Genomic DNA, 15,968 nt, shown 5'->3' on the forward strand with positions numbered 1-15,968 from the left:
AAACTAATTAGTTTGATATTCACAAGGATGTGTAAAGGTATGAAGTTGATTGTAGGTCTTGGAAACCCAGGATCACAGTATGAGCGAACACGTCATAATATCGGGTTTTTAATCATTGATTATTTGGCTGAACGCTGGAATATTAAAATGAATCAAAGTAAATATAATGGCTTATATGGAACAGGAACCGTTAATGGAGAAAAGGTCGTTTTATTAAAGCCATTGACATATATGAATCTTTCGGGGGAAGCCATTGCTCCGTTAGCCCGTTTTTATAAAATAGGTCTGGATGATATTGCAGTCATCTATGATGATCTTGATTTACCAAGGGGTAAAGTTCGACTCAGACAAAAGGGAAGCGCCGGCGGTCATAATGGGATGAAATCAACCATCCAGCATTTGGGCGGAGATAGTTTTAACCGTATAAGAGTTGGAATTGGCAGGCCGGAAGGAAGAATTCCTGTACCCGATTACGTTTTAACCAATTTCAAGGATGATGAATGGGAAATCATGAAGGAGGCAATTGATAAATCCTTAAAAGTCTGCGATCAATGGCTTAATGAGCCATTTTTAAAGGTAATGAACTCATTTAATGGGCAATAATCATATCCATCCACTAGACTGAATAAACAATAAGATAATGGTGCATACTAGCGGTATATAATAAAGCGGAGGGTATGATATGACGCTACACTATTGCTGCAGGCACTGTGGGCACACTTTAGGTGAGATTAGCGAACAGCAGGATGAATTATATCAATCGGTTTATGATTCTCTTTCAACCGAGGAAAGAAAAGAGATTATTGAATATGGTGAGAATGGAACTATTCGCATTCGATCAATTTGTGAAAGCTGCCAGAATACGCTGGATCAAAATCCAGACTATCATTTGCTTGAACACTTAATACAATAAGACAGTGGACTGCTTTGGATGAAAATTCCAAAGCGTTTTTCTGTTTATTATTTTCACATAGCAGACCAACTATAAATATATAAATTATGTAGAAGGCTGAAGGGAGGACGGATTATATGAATAAATTGCAGCAACTACTTACAGATAACAAAGATATTCGATCCATTACAGATGGGCTACAGGAAGGTCTGAAGGAACAATTATTAGCCGGTTTAACAGGTTCTTCGCGTTCTCTCTTTATGGCAGCGCTATATGAACAAACAAATCGGCCCCTTCTAGTGGTGGTACCGAATCTTTTACATGCCCAAAAAGTATATGAAGACCTAACGTCGATTTTAAATAAAAATAAAGTATTTCTATTTCCAGCAAATGAATTGATTGCTGCTGAATTAAGTATTGCCAGTCCTGAACTGCGTACACAGAGAATAGAAACACTTAATTATCTTGCAACAGAGGAAAAAGGCGGAGTTATTATTGCTCCGATTTCCGGTATTAAAAAGGTGCTTCCACCTCGTTCTGTTTGGAAGGAATCCTTGATTGAATGGAATGTGGGCGATGATCTGAATATCGAGAGCGTATTGGAGAATTTAATCTCGCTTGGATATTCGAGAACGGATATGGTATCGACTCCAGGTGAGTTTTCTCTTAGAGGCGGAATATTGGATATCTATCCTCTGACAGAAGAAAACCCTTTCCGGATTGAATTGTTTGATACAGAGATTGATTCCATTCGTATATTTTCAGCTGAAGATCAAAAATCGCTACAAAAGGTAGAAAAGGCATTTATCAGCCCGGTCAATGAAATTATTTTGAATAAGGGCAATGTGGCTAAAATAGCAGAGCATTTAGAAGCCGGCTTAAGCCAATCCTTAAAAAGAATTAAAAATGCAGATGCACAACAGCGGATGGTTCAGCAAATCGAGCATGAAATTGAAATGCTTAGAAGCGGGAATAAGTTTGACCATATCACTCAATATATGTCACTGGCCTATGATAAACAGGCTAGTTTGCTAGATTATATTCCGACAGAGAGTATCGTCATTTTTGATGAAATCAGCAGAATTCAGGAGATGGGTGAACAGCTGGATAAAGAAGAGGCTGAATATTATACAACTCTACTTGATGAGGGGAAAATTATTCATGATATTACTCTATCTCATTCACTCTCTTCACTTATGAGTCAACATAAATATCCGCATATTTATATGTCATTGTTTTTAAGGCATGTACCTCAAACAAGCCCTCAAAACATCGTAAATATCAGCTGCAAGCAAATGCAGGATTTCCATGGGCAGATGAATTTATTTAAAGCTGAGGTAGAACGCTGGAAAAAAGGAAAATACACAGTTGTTCTTATGGGTGCCGATGAGGAGCGGGTCAAGAGAATAGAGCGTATCCTAGAGGATTACGAAGTCGATGCAAGCTTTGTACAAAATAAAGATGATATTAAGATAGAATCCCTGCAAATTATGGAGGGGCAGCTACTGACTGGATTCGAGCTTCCTATGCAGAGACTAGCACTCATTACGGAGAAAGAACTGTTTAATAAGCGAACAAGAAAATCAGCCAGAAGGCAAAAAATGTCCAATGCCGAACGTATAAAAAATTATTCGGAATTGAAGCCTGGCGATTATGTTGTCCATGTAAATCACGGGATAGGGAAGTTTATTGGTATTGAAACATTAGAGATTAATGGAATTCATAAAGATTATCTTCATATTCGCTATCAGGGAACTGATAAGCTTTATGTGCCAGTAGATCAAATTGACCTGATTCAGAAATATGTTGGTTCAGAAGGTAAAGAACCTAAGATGTATAAGCTTGGCGGTAATGATTGGACACGCGTAAAAAGTAAGGTTCAATCAACGGTCCAGGATATAGCTGATGATCTAATCAAATTATATGCAGAACGAGAGACCGCGAAGGGCTATGCTTTTATGCCGGATGGAGAAATGCAGAAGGATTTCGAAGCCTCTTTTCCATATAAGGAAACAGAAGATCAGCTGAGATCTATTGTTGAAATCAAGAAGGATATGGAACGTGAACGTCCAATGGATCGTTTACTATGCGGTGATGTAGGATATGGGAAGACTGAGGTTGCCATTCGGGCAGTATTTAAAGCTGTTGCTGATGGTAAACAGGTTGCCTTTTTAGTGCCAACTACCATTCTTGCACAGCAGCACTATGAGACCATGCGTGAAAGGTTTCAGGATTTCCCAATCAACATCGGCCTTTTAAGTAGATTCAGAACAAGAAAACAGCAGAATGAAACAATTAAAGGTCTAAAAAACGGAACAGTTGATGTGGTTATTGGAACACATAGAATTTTATCTAAGGACATCGTTTATCGAGATCTTGGTTTACTTGTTGTAGATGAAGAGCAACGATTTGGTGTAACACATAAAGAAAAAATTAAACAACTAAAAACAAATGTAGATGTTCTGACTCTGACAGCTACCCCAATACCAAGAACCTTGCATATGTCCATGCTTGGTGTGAGGGATCTTTCAGTAATTGAGACACCTCCGGAAAATCGTTTCCCTGTGCAAACCTATGTAATGGAATATAATCCGATGCTAGCACGGGAGGCAATTGAGCGGGAGATGGCAAGAGGAGGACAGGTATACTATCTGTATAACCGTGTAGAAGATATTGAAAGAAGAGCTGAAGAGCTGTCGATGCTAATCCCGGATGCCAAAATCGTGACTGCGCATGGAAAAATGACAGAAAGTGAGCTTGAATCTGTCATGTACAGTTTCCTTGAGGGTGAGGCTGATGTGTTGGTAAGTACTACCATAATTGAGACTGGAGTGGATATTCCTAATGTAAATACACTCATCGTTTATGATGCAGACAGGATGGGCTTATCCCAGTTATATCAACTACGGGGAAGGGTTGGAAGATCCAATCGTGTAGCATATGCGTATTTTACTTATCGGCAGGATAAGGTATTGACAGAGGTTGCAGAAAGAAGATTGCAGGCAATAAAGGAATTTACAGAGTTGGGTTCAGGCTTTAAAATAGCAATGAGGGATCTGACCATTCGAGGTGCAGGTAATCTTTTGGGTGCGGAGCAGCATGGCTTTATCGATTCTGTTGGATTTGACCTTTATTCCCAAATGCTCAAAGAGGCAATTCAGGAACGAAAAGGGGATACCAATAAAGAAGTCCATAATCTGATTGAAATTGATCTTAAAGTAGATGCATATATTCCGGATTCTTATATTTCTGACGGCAATCAAAAAATCGAAATGTACAAACGTTTCAGAAGCATATCAACTTCTGAGGAATTGGATGAACTTCAGGAGGAAATGCTTGACCGATTTGGAGAATTTCCACAAGAAGTTACCTACCTGTTTAAAATTGCAGAAATTAAAGTTCTTGCCATTCGGGCAGGTGTAGAATTAATTAAACAAACAAAAGATGAAGTTACTATTATCACCTCTGAAAAAACAAGTAAAGAAATTGATGGACATGTATTATTCAGATCTGCTTCAAAGTTTGGTCGTATGGTCGGACTGGGTATGGAGGCTAATCGCTTGAAAATGGTTCTTTACGTAAAGAAAGTACCGGTTCAGGACTGGCTCAATGCTGCCTTTGAATTAGTTTCTGAGTTGGAACGTAACAAAAAGGTTAAAGAAAAGACTGAATAGTAAAATGTGAACTATGTGCTTTTTAAAGCAATCAAGTGTACCAATGCCCTCCTTTTTATGGTGATACATAAAGAAAAAATTTTCTTTATGTATAGAAGTTACCATTAGAAAAATACTATGTACAACATCGGCGGCATAGTCGATTTGGGCAGCAGGATGTGTCGCAAAAAATCAACCCGATGAAAGAGAGGCAACATAGAATGAAAGCAACTGGTATTGTTCGTCGTATAGATGATCTAGGACGCGTTGTTATTCCAAAAGAAATCAGAAGAACATTGAGAATCCGTGAGGGAGATCCTTTGGAAATCTTCGTTGACAGAGATGGCGAAGTAATTTTAAAAAAATATTCTCCTATCAGTGAACTTGGAGACTTCTCTAAAGAATATGCAGAGGCACTTTATGATAGCTTAGGAAACCCAGTTCTAATCTGTGACCGTGATACATTTATCGCAGTAGCAGGAAGCTCTAAAAAGGAATTCCTTAATAAAGCAATCAGTGACTCTTTAGAGAAAATTATGGAGGATCGTAACTCAGTTCTACATACTCAAAAAGGTTCTTTTTCACTTGTAGATGGCGTTGATGAAGAAGTAGCATCCTACACAGTGGCTCCAATTGTTGCAAACGGCGATCCAATCGGCGCAGTTGTGATTTTTGCTAAAGAAGCTACAGTTGGTGAAATTGAATTAAAAGCAATCGAAACAGCTGCAAGCTTCCTTGCGAAGCAAATGGAACAATAATATATTATTGTTTAACGGTTAATTGTGAAAACTCCAAGGAGTCTCCAATTAACCTTTTTTTGTCTCCTAAAAACAGGACATGACTATGAAAAAGAGGCAACCAATACTCCAAATAATGATTATTTTTGCTTATGTTATAATGTTTTGGAAATAGATAGAGAGGTGCTTTATTTGGATGAGCCGTCAGAATGATTCTTCACACAAAGTTTTAAAGGGCGCTGTTATTCTGACAGCAGCAGCTTTAATCGTAAAAATATTGAGTGCTGTATACCGAATTCCTTTTCAGAATATGGCTGGGGACACGGGTTTTTATATTTATCAACAGGTTTATCCATTTTACGGAATAGCTGTTGTTCTGGCTACTTATGGATTTCCAGTTGGTATCTCTAAGCTACTGATCGAATTTAACAGGTCTGGTAATGATAAAAAAGAAAAGAATAAAATAATAGCAGCTTCTTTTATATGGGTTGCTCTCTTCGGAATTATATTGTTTTTATTCTTGTACTTGGGAGCGGACTTGATAGCGAAGATTATGAATGATATTCAACTTGCCCCGTTAATTCGTATGGTGGCCTTTTCCTTTTTGCTAATGCCCTTCATTTCCATTGTAAGGGGTACTTATCAGGCGTCTGGAAATATGCTTCCAACTGCACTTTCCCAAACCTTTGAGCAGCTATTTAGAGTTACCTTTATTTTGATTGGTACATATTTGCTTATGAAATTAGAATATTCTTTATACACTGTTGGAAAAAGTGCGATAGCAGGGTCGTTAATTGGCGGTATTGCCGCTATGGGGGTTTTGGGACTTTATTTATGGAGAGAACGCCGTGATTATTTTCCAACCCTGATGCCAGAAAAGGAAATATTGATCAAAACGGGAGCAGTCCTTTTATTTCAGGGGTTAGCTTTTTGTTTAAGTAATATGTACTTGCTCCTTCTTCAACTAATTGATTCCTTCCAACTGTATACGAATCTCCTGTCTCAAGGGATACCTGCAGAGGAAGCGAAAGCGATGAAGGGTGTTTATGACCGAGGGCAACCGTTGATACAGGTAGGGCTTGTTGTAGCCACTTCACTTTCTTTGTCAATTGTCCCGGTATTAACCAGCTTGCAAAAAAGTAAAGCAATTGAAGAAGTAAAGAAAATGTGCCGTTTGGCTATAAAAATCAGTTCTGCTATTGGGGTTGGAGCAGCTATTGGGTTGGCTGGAATTATTCAGTCAGTAAATATTATGCTTTTTAAAGATGATGAAGGGGTTGGAGCTTTAAGCGTTCTCGCTATTTTAATATTGTTCGCATCCCTCCTGGTGACATGCTCAACTATTTTGCAAACAATGGGGTTTTGGAAAGCATCAGTTATGGTTATTCTGCTATCGGTAGGGATTAAAGTCCTTTTAAATCCTTGGTTGATTGCCGGAAGCGGAATAAAAGGGGCTGCCTACGCAAGTCTTCTTGCGCTGATGGCTGCTTGTATCCTGCTGCTTTATCTGGTAGGGAAATATATAACTGGAAGGAATATGGAATTTCATCATATAGCAAGCCTGGTGATAGCCGGAATTGTCATGTATATTGTATTAAAAGGCTATTCAGCTTTATTTTCCTTTTTTGTGGGGGAACTTGGTCAGTCAAGAATACTGGCCTCCATACATGCATTAAGTTCCGTTGCAATCGGAGGAATGATTTATCTGTATATGCTGCTTAAAATGAATCTATTTGAAAATGATGAATTGGCCCATCTACCTGGAGGACATCATTTGATAAGAATTATGAATAAAGGGAAAATCAAACGTTAGGAGAGCTGAAGTGTGACTAACCAAATCACAATTATAGGTTTAGGGGCAGGAGAGCTTGATCAAATGCCTTTGGGCATTTATAAATTACTGAAAAATACAGAGCTCGTATATGCGAGAACTATTGAACACCCGGTATTGAAAGAATTGGTGGCTGAGGGTCTGAAGGTTGAGAGCTTTGACTCCATCTATGAGGAGCATGATCAGTTCGAAGCAGTTTATGAGAAAATTGCAGAAATTCTAATTCAGAAGGCTAAGGTCCAGGATGTAATCTATAGTGTGCCGGGGCATCCGCTAATCGCTGAAAAGACTGTACAAATCTTACTTTCGGAAGGTGAAAAGAAAGGGATACCTGTACATATTAAAGGCGGCCAAAGCTTCCTCGATGCCATGTTCACATCCATTAAAGTGGATCCGGTTGAGGGTTTTCAATTTCTAGATGGTACGGACCTTTCATTGAGGGATGTCAATATCACTCAGCATATGATTGTAAGTCAGGTTTATGACGCCTTTGTTGCTTCCGAAGTGAAACTGACCTTAATGGAAAAATATCCGGATGATCATGAAGTTTATTTAGTGACCGGTGCGGGGATGAGCTCCGAATCAGTTGAACGTATGCCACTTTATGAATTGGATCGTGCCATGCAATTGAGCAATTTAACGTCAGTCTATGTACCTCCGATTCAGAAGGAAGAAAATCAATATAAGGAGTTTTGGAAGCTGAGAGAGATCATTGATAAACTCAGATCTCCGGAGGGATGCCCATGGGACAGAGAACAGACTCATGAATCGCTAAGGAAGTATTTACTGGAAGAGGCTTATGAACTGATTGATGCAATTAATGAAGGTGATATTGATCACATAATTGAAGAGCTTGGTGATGTATTACTTCAGGTGATGTTACATGCCAGAATCGGGGAAGATGAAGGGTACTTTTCCATTGATGATGTCATTCAAGGGATATCTGAAAAAATGGTGCGCAGACATCCCCATGTTTTTGGTAATGAAAGGGCAGAATCAGCAAAAGATGTAGAGGAAACCTGGCAGAGGGTTAAAAAGGAAGAAGGTTCAAATACCTCTGATTCCATTTTGAATGTCAGCACCCATTTTCCGAATCTTATACAGGCTTATGATATTCAGAAGCAAGCCTCTAAATTGGGCTTTGATTGGAATGATGTTTCACCTGCCTGGGAAAAGGTTTTTGAAGAACTTGATGAATTTAAAGCAGAGTGGAATAAGAATAAACCAGACACCCATAATATAGAATCAGAGTTTGGAGATGTTCTGTTTGCCCTTGTAAATGTGGCTAGATTGTTAAAAATCAACCCTGAAGAGGCGCTACATCGGACAAATCAAAAATTTAGAAAGAGATTTTTGTTTGTAAATGATTGCGTAAGGGAATCAGGAAAAGCATGGAGCGATTATACACTTAAAGAGCTTGATGAGTTTTGGGAACAAGCCAAAGAGTCAGGTATATAAAGGAATAAATGGAGGTTGAATACATAGTGAGATTAGATAAGTTTTTAAAGGTTTCCCGGATTATTAAAAGGAGAACAATTGCAAAAGAAGTTGCAGATCAGGGAAGAATTAAAATAAATGGTAAAGAATCCAAAGCTTCAGCCGATGTAAAGATTGGAGATATTTTGGATATCAGATTGGGGCAAAAAGTACTGACTGTCCGTGTAGATAAACTTCTGGAGACAACGAAGAAGGATGAGGCAGCAGGAATGTATACCCTCATAAAAGAAGCAAAACTATCAGAGTCGTTTTAAGCATGGTCTAATTCCTATCATCCTATCATACACTTGTACAAATGTTTGATAATGGGGGATTAGGATGAACCAATATTATGATACAAACCAAACGAGTAAATCAGCTGGACCTGATCACGATATTAGCATGAAGGGTAGAAGGCTTCTCGATATATCAGGTGTTAAGCAGGTAGAGAGCTTTGACAATGAGGAGTTCCTTCTCGAAACGGTCATGGGGTTTCTTTCGGTCAGAGGGCAAAATCTACAAATGAAAAACCTGGATGTCGATAAAGGAATTGTATCAATTAAAGGTAAAATACTTGAAATCAATTACTTGGACGAACATAGCGGGGAGAAAGCTAAAGGATTCTTTGGCAAACTGTTCAGATGAGTCTGGACACCCAGTTTGTAACCCTGTTATCCATGATTGGCATGGGTATTTACTTTGGAGCAGCATTTGATACATACAACCGCTTTTTAGTTAGAGCAAAGAGAAAAGTATGGTTTGTTTTTATTAATGACATCTTATTTTGGTGCATTCAGGCCTTGCTCATTTTCTATGTTTTATACGAATCCAATCAGGGAGAATGGCGCTTTTATATCTTATTGGCACTGCTATGCGGTTATTCCGCCTATCAAGCCCTTCTTAGAAATTCATATAAAAGATTGCTGGAAATGACTATTTATTGGGTTAATAAATTCAGTGAATTCCTTGTTAAATTGGGAGCTCTCTTATTCATTCGGCCAATAAAAGGGTTAATTGCGCTAATTATTACTGTTATATTGCTTATATTTCAAGTGTTGCTAAAGTTTGGCAATCCTCTATTATGGCTTGCCAAGTATCTTTTAAAGGCATTAATATCGATAGTAAGGGTGATTTTCTATCCCTTTACTAGTACAGCGTCATGGCTTTGGAAGACAATTCCGGGCGGTGTGCGATCACCTGTCGAAAAGTTTTTTGATAAACTAGCAGGAATTGGAAAAAAGTTGAAGAATACTATCAATAAATTATTAAAAAAATGGACAAATAAGTCTTAAAGGAGGAAAGGAAATGGGATCGCTTGATAAAAAGAAGGAAAATATCAAACAAATCGATACGCCATATGCCCAATATCAAGAGAAACGAACCCAGTCCTTTGAGAAAAAGAAATTAGGATTGACAAGAAGGCTTGTAATATTTGGGCTTTTTGCCATCATAACAACTGGGATCGTTCTTACAACACTCTTTTCTCAACATTCCGCTTTGAAGGCTAAAGAAGAACATAAAAGTGAATTGAAAGTGAAATTGTCAGATCTTCAAAAGGATGAAGCAAGATTAAAGGAAGAAATCATTAAATTGAATGATGATGAATATATAGCAAAGTTTGCGCGTAAAGAATATTTTCTATCAGATGATGGAGAAATAATATTCAATCTTCCCGAAAATGAGGGCAAGTAGATATCCCTCACGTTGACACATATTTTTTTAAGTGATTATAATATAAGGGGAAGCTATAACTTCCATTATTTTATTTTTTTAATTTCTTAAGGAGGAGCAATTTTTTTATGTCAATCGAAGTAGGCAGCAAGTTACAAGGTAAGGTAACAGGAATCACTAATTTCGGAGCATTTGTTGAGCTGCCCGAGGGTTCAACAGGACTTGTCCACATCAGTGAGGTTGCTGATAATTATGTAAAAGATATTAATGATCACCTAAAAGTGGGAGATCAAGTTGAAGTAAAAGTCATAAATGTAGAGAAAGATGGCAAAATCGGTCTTTCTATAAAAAAAGCTGTTGAGAAGAAGGAGAGCGAACAACCTGCGCAATCATCTTATCAACAACGACCTCGTTATAACAGAGGAAACGATTCACGTGGTGGAAGAAATGACTCTCGGGGAGGAAGAGGAGGACATGATTCCAGACCGCCGCGAGAAAGCTTCGAACAAAAAATGGCCCGCTTCTTGAAAGATAGTGAAGAGCGTATGTCATCTCTTAAGAGGAACACAGAATCCAAACGAGGTGGCAGAGGCGGAAGACGCGGCTAAACCTTGCTGCTGAAACAAAATGGCAATTTATATAACAGACCAACATCAGTTGTTGGTCTGTTTTTGTTTTTTACATTTGATTATCAATTGATATAGGGATTATATGGCATAGATAGGGTAGTATAATCCTGCTGTTTAAAGGATTTGACTAGAATGAGCATGTCAGTAAATGTTGTTCATTTAAAAATCAATAAAGCCATCATGTTAAAAATGTTTGATTGTTGAGTGTTCTTATAGATGGAATAGTATGAAGTGATAAATCTAGAAGAGTTATATTCTTTATAAACACAAAAAAACCAGGGATATATCCCTGGTTTTTTGTATAGATGACCCCTACGGGATTCGAACCCGTGTTACCGCCGTGAAAGGGCGGTGTCTTAACCGCTTGACCAAGGGGCCTCAAAATAGCGGCGGAGGGGATCGAACCCCCGACCTTACGGGTATGAACCGTACGCTCTAGCCAGCTGAGCTACACCGCCATAATCAAATATACTTTTAAACACAAAAATTATCTTACAATCTAGTAAATACTTTGTCAATGGTTTAAATATTTTAGCCAATAATTAGAATATTACATTTAAATAAGTATCTATTTCTTCTATCTTCTAGCCTTTCCTACAAAGTAGTTTAATAAAATATTCTCCTTTATGATTCCTTCGATAACCTTTGTGTTTTCTTCTGCCCATTCACATGGAATGCCGTCGAACACTTTATAAAAACTCATCCTCCGTTCTGACAAATTTAGGATTATATCCCCTTTATAATAAAAGACAATCACCTGTTAGGGAGTGGTAATGTGGATAAAACACAAAGTACAATGTATGGATCGGTAACGGATGTTCAATATGATGCTGGCAAATGGAATCCTACTCAATTAGTGGACAAGTATGTAACGAAGCTAGAGGATTACTTCGTGAAACAAGGATATATATTAGTAGTTTTGGGATTTCTCCTGGGAAGGGCGCTTATCCTTTCACAGTTGGCTCCTTTTTCTCTCCCATTCTTTGCAGCAGTATACATGATGAGGCGGGAACGTTCTCCGCTTGTTATGGTCGCCTCAATAGGAGGTGCGTTAACAATCTCCTGGTCAGCAGGTTTAAGTTTATTTGCTTCATGTGCCTTATTCCTCCTCTTATATAAGCTAAGACAGCCATCAGTGGAGAATCAATTTAAAGTTGTTGGTGTATATGTTTTAATAGCCATGGGAATTGCAGGAGCAACGGAACGCTATTTGAAATATATGAAGTTTGAGATATACGATGCCATGATGATCGGTGTTGAAGCAGGTTTAGCTCTTATTCTTACCATGATTTTTATTCAATGTATCCCACTGATTGCTATGAAAAAAAGTCCACAGGGACTAAGGACAGAGGAAGTTATCAGTTTGATTATCATGCTGGCCTCTGTTATGACCGGTACGATCGGCTGGTCGATTTATCATATATCTCTTGATCATACATTGAGCAGATACTTAGTTCTCCTTTTTGCAGTCTCTGGAGGAGCCTCAATTGGATCGACAGTAGGAGTGGTAACTGGTTTAATATTCAGTCTGGCCAATCTGAGCAACCTTTTCCAGATGAGCTTATTGGCCTTCTCTGGTTTACTAGGAGGCCTTCTTAAAGAAGGGAAAAAAATAGGGGCATCATTAGGTTTAATAATTGCCACATTATTAATTGGCCTTTATGGGGAAGGGAGTCAAAATATATCAGTAACTCTATATGAATCTTTATTGGCTATTGCTTTATTTTTTATGACCCCTGCTACCCTTATTTCAAAAGTAGCCAAACATATTCCTGGAACAGCAGAGCATACGAATGAACAGCAACGTTATGTCAGGAGGGTCAGAGATGTTACTGCGCAAAGAGTGAATCAATTTTCATCTGTTTTCCAGGCTTTATCGAATAGTTTTTCACAGATGGAGGAACAAACAACGAAGGAGGTAGAAAAGGAACGTGAGTTGGATTATTTTCTTAGCAATGTGACTGAAAAAACATGCCAGACCTGTTTCAAAAAGGATCATTGCTGGGCGAAGAATTTTGATTATACGTATGGAATGATGGGAGAGTTGGTTGAGAGTTTACAGGACGAGTCCGGGCAAGTTCCGCAGGCCACGCAGAGAGAATGGAAACGGTTCTGTACAAGATATGATAAAGTGACGGAGGCGATGCTTCAGGAGATCTCTTATTACAATGCAAACCAAAAATTAAAAAAACAAGTGAGAGAAAGTAGAAAGCTCGTGGCAGATCAACTCCAGGGAGTTTCAAAGGTAATGGAGGACTTTGCTAAGGAGATTACAAAAGAACGCGAAAATCTCCATATTCATGAAGAACAATTACTGGATTCCATACGGGGGTTCGGTTTGGATATCCACCAAATAGAAATTTATTCCCTGGAACAAGGGAATGTTGATATAGATATGCAAATCCCAGATTGCGAGGGAAGTGGTGTAGGTGAGAAATTAATTGGCCCCATGCTCTCAGATATATTGGAAGAGCATATCATTGTTTACAAAGAAGAGTGCAGTTCGTTTCAGGGAGGTTTATGCCGCTTAACATTCCGTTCTGCCAAACGCTACACAGTAGAAACTGGTGTAGCCCATGCTGCAAAGGGAGGAGGGCTTGTATCAGGGGACAGTTACACCATGATTGACATCGGAAAAGGGAAGCATGCGATTGCCATTAGTGATGGCATGGGAAATGGAGAAAGGGCCCATAATGAAAGCTCAGAAACCTTAGGGCTACTGCAAAAAATACTAGAGTCTGGAATAGAGGAAAAGGTAGCTATTAAATCGATTAACTCGATTCTCTCATTGCGGACTACAGATGAAATCTTTTCAACACTTGACTTATCGATGATTGATTTGCAGGATGCGAGTGTGAAATTTTTAAAAGTGGGTTCAACTCCAAGCTTTATAAAGAGAGGGCAGCAGGTTACGAAAATCCAATCTAATAACTTGCCAATTGGTATTATCAAAGAATTTGATGTGGATGTGGTTCATGACCAATTAAAGGCCGGTGACCTTTTAATTATGATGAGTGATGGAATATTTGAGGGGCCAAAACATGTAGAAAATTATGAAGCATGGATGATTAGAAAGATTAGAGAAATCGGGACTGACAGGCCACAGGAAATAGCTGATATTATTCTCGAGGAGGTAATCAGGACAAGCTCAGGAAAAATTGAAGATGATATGACAATTGTCGTCGCACAAATCAATCATAATATTCCAAAATGGACAAGTATACCTGTCGGTGCCAAGAAGAAAAAAGCTCAATAATAATATCCTCCTAATCGTATAAAGCGCCTATATATAGGCGAAGATGGAAATAATAATAGCGGTATAGGAGGATGATGAAATGAAGACAGGTACAGTTAAACAAATATTATTGCTGACAGACGGCTGCTCCAATCAGGGAGAGAGCCCGACAGCGATGGCTGCACTAGCACGTGAGGAAGGAATTACTGTAAATGTAATTGGTGTTATGGATAAGGACATTATAGACGAGGGGGGAATGCAAGAGATTGAGAATATAGCATCATCTGGTGCTGGCATTCATCAAATCGTCTATGCTGAGCAATTATCACAAACTGTACAAATGGTCACTAGGAAGGCAATGAACCAAACGATACAGGGCGTAGTGAATAAAGAGCTTCAGCAAATATTGGGGAATCATATCACTATGGAAGAATTACCACCTGATAAACGCGGCGAGGTAATGGAGGTAGTGGAGGATCTGGGAGAAAAAGTAAAAATGGAGGTTCTTGTATTGGTTGATACAAGTGCCAGTATGAAGCATAAGCTGCCAACGGTTAAAGAGGCGCTTATAGATTTGTCTATAAGTCTAAATGCGAGAAGTGGTGAAAATCAGTTCTCAGTTTTTATATTTCCCGGGAAAAGAACCGAAGTGGAAAGAGTAATGGATTGGAGTCCTAGACTTGAATCTCTTTCTAAAATTTTCGCCAAATTAACGACTGGAGGGATTACCCCGACTGGTCCGGCTATTCGTGAGGCCATTAAGTATTTTAATAAAGAGTCTTCTATAAGGAGAATAGTAGGCGACGATGATCAATACTTCGAAGAAACCATGTAGCTTCCCAATTGGATCAGTAATCAGGGGCAAATGGCATCATAAGAGTTATATCATTCGAAAAGAATTAGGGTATGGCGCTAATGGAATTGTTTACCTCGCAGATTCTTCGGATGGATCAGTAGCAATCAAGTTTAGTGATAACAGTGCTACTATTGCTGCAGAAGTAAATGTATTAAAATCATTTGCAAAGGTCCAGGGAATATCCCTAGGACCTTATTTGATAGATGTGGATGATTGTATAGGGAGTGGAAAAATTATTCCTTTCTACGTGATGGAGTATATTTCCGGAGATTCCTTTCTAACGTTTGTGCAAAAAAGAAGTTCAGATTGGCTTGGTGTACTCATGCTGCAGCTTCTAAACAGCCTTGAGGAAATGCATAAGCTAGGATGGGTTTTTGGGGATTTAAAACCTGAAAACTTGATAGTACAATTACCCGATTTTAAAGTCCGTTTTATAGATGTAGGAGGAACCACGCAAATCGGTCGTGCGATTAAAGAATACACTGAGTATTTTGACCGGGGATATTGGGAGCTGGGGGGCAGAAGAGCAGAGCCATCATATGATTTATTTGCGCTCGCTATGATAGTGATCAATGCAGCCTATCAAAAAAGGTTTAATAAAAACGGAGAAGGAATTAACCAATTAAAGGAATTGGTGAAAAACAAGCAGGAACTCAGAGAGTTGGAGTCCATTCTTTTAAAAGCTTTGAAGGGTCATTACATAACGGCAACTGATATGAAAAAGGAAGTCATATCTCATTTACACACAAAACAAACCGCTACCCGCACCGCTGTAAAAAAGAATACTCCAGTTAACACCAGTCGAGTACAGATGAGGAAACGAAAATCCAATGATAAAAGCAGTTTCTTTGAAACGTTTTTTTTAGTTGCTATCATTACTTTGCTTTATGCATTTTATATGTTTGGTCAAGTTGTATAAGTTCACAACAAATACAAACAATAACGCTGTCTCTACCGTTTTTTTTTGAAAGATAATTTTTGGATTCCA

General features: G+C 38.6%; 15 protein-coding genes and 2 tRNA genes. 14 read left to right on the forward strand and 3 right to left on the reverse strand.

What is annotated here, in order from left to right:
- Positions 1-39 precede the first annotated feature (39 nt).
- From pth to F7984_RS00330, 11 genes are all read left to right on the forward strand, one after another.
- Complete coding sequence (gene pth, locus F7984_RS00280) at positions 40-603, forward strand: aminoacyl-tRNA hydrolase (protein WP_066103158.1); 564 nt, start codon at positions 40-42, stop codon at positions 601-603.
- Positions 604-682: 79 nt separating this feature from the next.
- Positions 683-913 carry an anti-sigma-F factor Fin gene (locus tag F7984_RS00285; RefSeq protein WP_151675499.1) on the forward strand — a complete coding sequence of 77 codons (231 nt, stop codon included), beginning with the start codon at positions 683-685 and terminating at the stop codon, positions 911-913.
- Positions 914-1,029: 116 nt separating this feature from the next.
- Positions 1,030-4,566, forward strand: coding sequence for a transcription-repair coupling factor (mfd, locus tag F7984_RS00290; protein ID WP_066103153.1), 3,537 nt, complete (start codon positions 1,030-1,032; stop codon positions 4,564-4,566).
- A 200-nt stretch (positions 4,567-4,766) separates the two neighbouring features.
- Positions 4,767-5,303: a stage V sporulation protein T gene (gene spoVT, locus F7984_RS00295; RefSeq protein WP_066103150.1), complete on the forward strand. Its 537-nt coding sequence runs from the start codon at positions 4,767-4,769 to the stop codon at positions 5,301-5,303.
- A 175-nt stretch (positions 5,304-5,478) separates the two neighbouring features.
- The gene (locus F7984_RS00300; protein WP_151675500.1) at positions 5,479-7,095 is read left to right on the forward strand and encodes a putative polysaccharide biosynthesis protein; all 1,617 of its coding nucleotides are present in this window, start codon (positions 5,479-5,481) and stop codon (positions 7,093-7,095) included.
- Positions 7,096-7,107: 12 nt separating this feature from the next.
- The gene (mazG, locus tag F7984_RS00305) at positions 7,108-8,571 is read left to right on the forward strand and encodes a bifunctional methyltransferase/pyrophosphohydrolase YabN (RefSeq protein ID WP_077248005.1); all 1,464 of its coding nucleotides are present in this window, start codon (positions 7,108-7,110) and stop codon (positions 8,569-8,571) included.
- A 26-nt stretch (positions 8,572-8,597) separates the two neighbouring features.
- Positions 8,598-8,864 (forward strand): RNA-binding S4 domain-containing protein, encoded by a 267-nt coding sequence (locus F7984_RS00310; protein ID WP_066103147.1) that lies wholly within the window; start codon positions 8,598-8,600, stop codon positions 8,862-8,864.
- Between the two features lie 64 nt (positions 8,865-8,928).
- Positions 8,929-9,234, forward strand: coding sequence for a sporulation protein YabP (gene yabP / locus F7984_RS00315; protein WP_066103144.1), 306 nt, complete (start codon positions 8,929-8,931; stop codon positions 9,232-9,234).
- Positions 9,231-9,881, forward strand: coding sequence for a spore cortex biosynthesis protein YabQ (yabQ, locus tag F7984_RS00320; RefSeq protein ID WP_151675501.1), 651 nt, complete (start codon positions 9,231-9,233; stop codon positions 9,879-9,881). The genes yabP and yabQ overlap by 4 nt, the downstream gene beginning before the upstream one ends.
- Positions 9,882-9,894: 13 nt before the next feature.
- Entirely contained in the window at positions 9,895-10,281 is a 387-nt protein-coding gene (locus F7984_RS00325; protein WP_066103137.1) for an FtsB family cell division protein, read from the forward strand.
- Between the two features lie 107 nt (positions 10,282-10,388).
- On the forward strand, positions 10,389-10,868 hold the full coding sequence (locus F7984_RS00330; protein WP_066103134.1) for a S1 domain-containing RNA-binding protein: 480 nt from the start codon (positions 10,389-10,391) through the stop codon (positions 10,866-10,868).
- 327 nt (positions 10,869-11,195) lie between these two features.
- On the opposite strand, the gene F7984_RS00335 is transcribed toward F7984_RS00330, so the two are convergent.
- From F7984_RS00335 to F7984_RS19465, 3 genes are all read right to left on the reverse strand, one after another.
- Positions 11,196-11,267 (reverse strand) — tRNA-Glu (locus F7984_RS00335).
- 6 nt (positions 11,268-11,273) lie between these two features.
- A tRNA-Met gene (locus F7984_RS00340) sits at positions 11,274-11,347 on the reverse strand.
- A gap of 119 nt (positions 11,348-11,466) precedes the next feature.
- Positions 11,467-11,592 carry a hypothetical protein gene (locus tag F7984_RS19465; protein WP_262366041.1) on the reverse strand — a complete coding sequence of 42 codons (126 nt, stop codon included), beginning with the start codon at positions 11,590-11,592 and terminating at the stop codon, positions 11,467-11,469.
- Between the two features lie 72 nt (positions 11,593-11,664).
- Here F7984_RS19465 and spoIIE point away from each other — a divergent pair, with 72 nt between their 5' ends.
- The 3 genes from spoIIE to F7984_RS00355 all read left to right on the forward strand — a co-directional run bounded on the left by spoIIE (position 11,665) and on the right by F7984_RS00355 (position 15,899).
- Positions 11,665-14,145: a stage II sporulation protein E gene (gene spoIIE / locus F7984_RS00345; RefSeq protein WP_066103129.1), complete on the forward strand. Its 2,481-nt coding sequence runs from the start codon at positions 11,665-11,667 to the stop codon at positions 14,143-14,145.
- A gap of 79 nt (positions 14,146-14,224) precedes the next feature.
- Positions 14,225-14,959, forward strand: a complete 735-nt coding sequence (locus F7984_RS00350; protein ID WP_066103126.1) for a VWA domain-containing protein — start codon at positions 14,225-14,227, stop codon at positions 14,957-14,959.
- Positions 14,931-15,899 (forward strand): protein kinase domain-containing protein, encoded by a 969-nt coding sequence (locus F7984_RS00355; RefSeq protein WP_066103123.1) that lies wholly within the window; start codon positions 14,931-14,933, stop codon positions 15,897-15,899. The genes F7984_RS00350 and F7984_RS00355 overlap by 29 nt, the downstream gene beginning before the upstream one ends.
- The last annotated feature ends 69 nt before the right edge of the window (positions 15,900-15,968 follow it).

Source organism: Pradoshia sp. D12 (assembly GCF_008935075.1).
Lineage (GTDB): Bacteria > Bacillota > Bacilli > Bacillales > Pradoshiaceae > Pradoshia.

Excerpts from the sequence above, each read along its gene's own strand:
- pth (WP_066103158.1), top strand. The coding sequence starts at position 40 with ATGAAGTTGATTGTAGGTCTTGGAAACCCAGGATCACAGTATGAGCGA.
- F7984_RS00285 (WP_151675499.1), top strand. The coding sequence starts at position 683 with ATGACGCTACACTATTGCTGCAGGCACTGTGGGCACACTTTAGGTGAG.
- mfd (WP_066103153.1), top strand. The coding sequence starts at position 1,030 with ATGAATAAATTGCAGCAACTACTTACAGATAACAAAGATATTCGATCC.
- spoVT (WP_066103150.1), top strand. The coding sequence starts at position 4,767 with ATGAAAGCAACTGGTATTGTTCGTCGTATAGATGATCTAGGACGCGTT.
- F7984_RS00300 (WP_151675500.1), top strand. The coding sequence starts at position 5,479 with ATGAGCCGTCAGAATGATTCTTCACACAAAGTTTTAAAGGGCGCTGTT.
- yabP (WP_066103144.1), top strand. The coding sequence starts at position 8,929 with ATGAACCAATATTATGATACAAACCAAACGAGTAAATCAGCTGGACCT.
- yabQ (WP_151675501.1), top strand. The coding sequence starts at position 9,231 with ATGAGTCTGGACACCCAGTTTGTAACCCTGTTATCCATGATTGGCATG.
- F7984_RS00325 (WP_066103137.1), top strand. The coding sequence starts at position 9,895 with ATGGGATCGCTTGATAAAAAGAAGGAAAATATCAAACAAATCGATACG.
- F7984_RS00330 (WP_066103134.1), top strand. The coding sequence starts at position 10,389 with ATGTCAATCGAAGTAGGCAGCAAGTTACAAGGTAAGGTAACAGGAATC.
- F7984_RS19465 (WP_262366041.1), bottom strand. The coding sequence starts at position 11,592 with ATGAGTTTTTATAAAGTGTTCGACGGCATTCCATGTGAATGGGCAGAA.
- F7984_RS00350 (WP_066103126.1), top strand. The coding sequence starts at position 14,225 with ATGAAGACAGGTACAGTTAAACAAATATTATTGCTGACAGACGGCTGC.
- F7984_RS00355 (WP_066103123.1), top strand. The coding sequence starts at position 14,931 with ATGATCAATACTTCGAAGAAACCATGTAGCTTCCCAATTGGATCAGTA.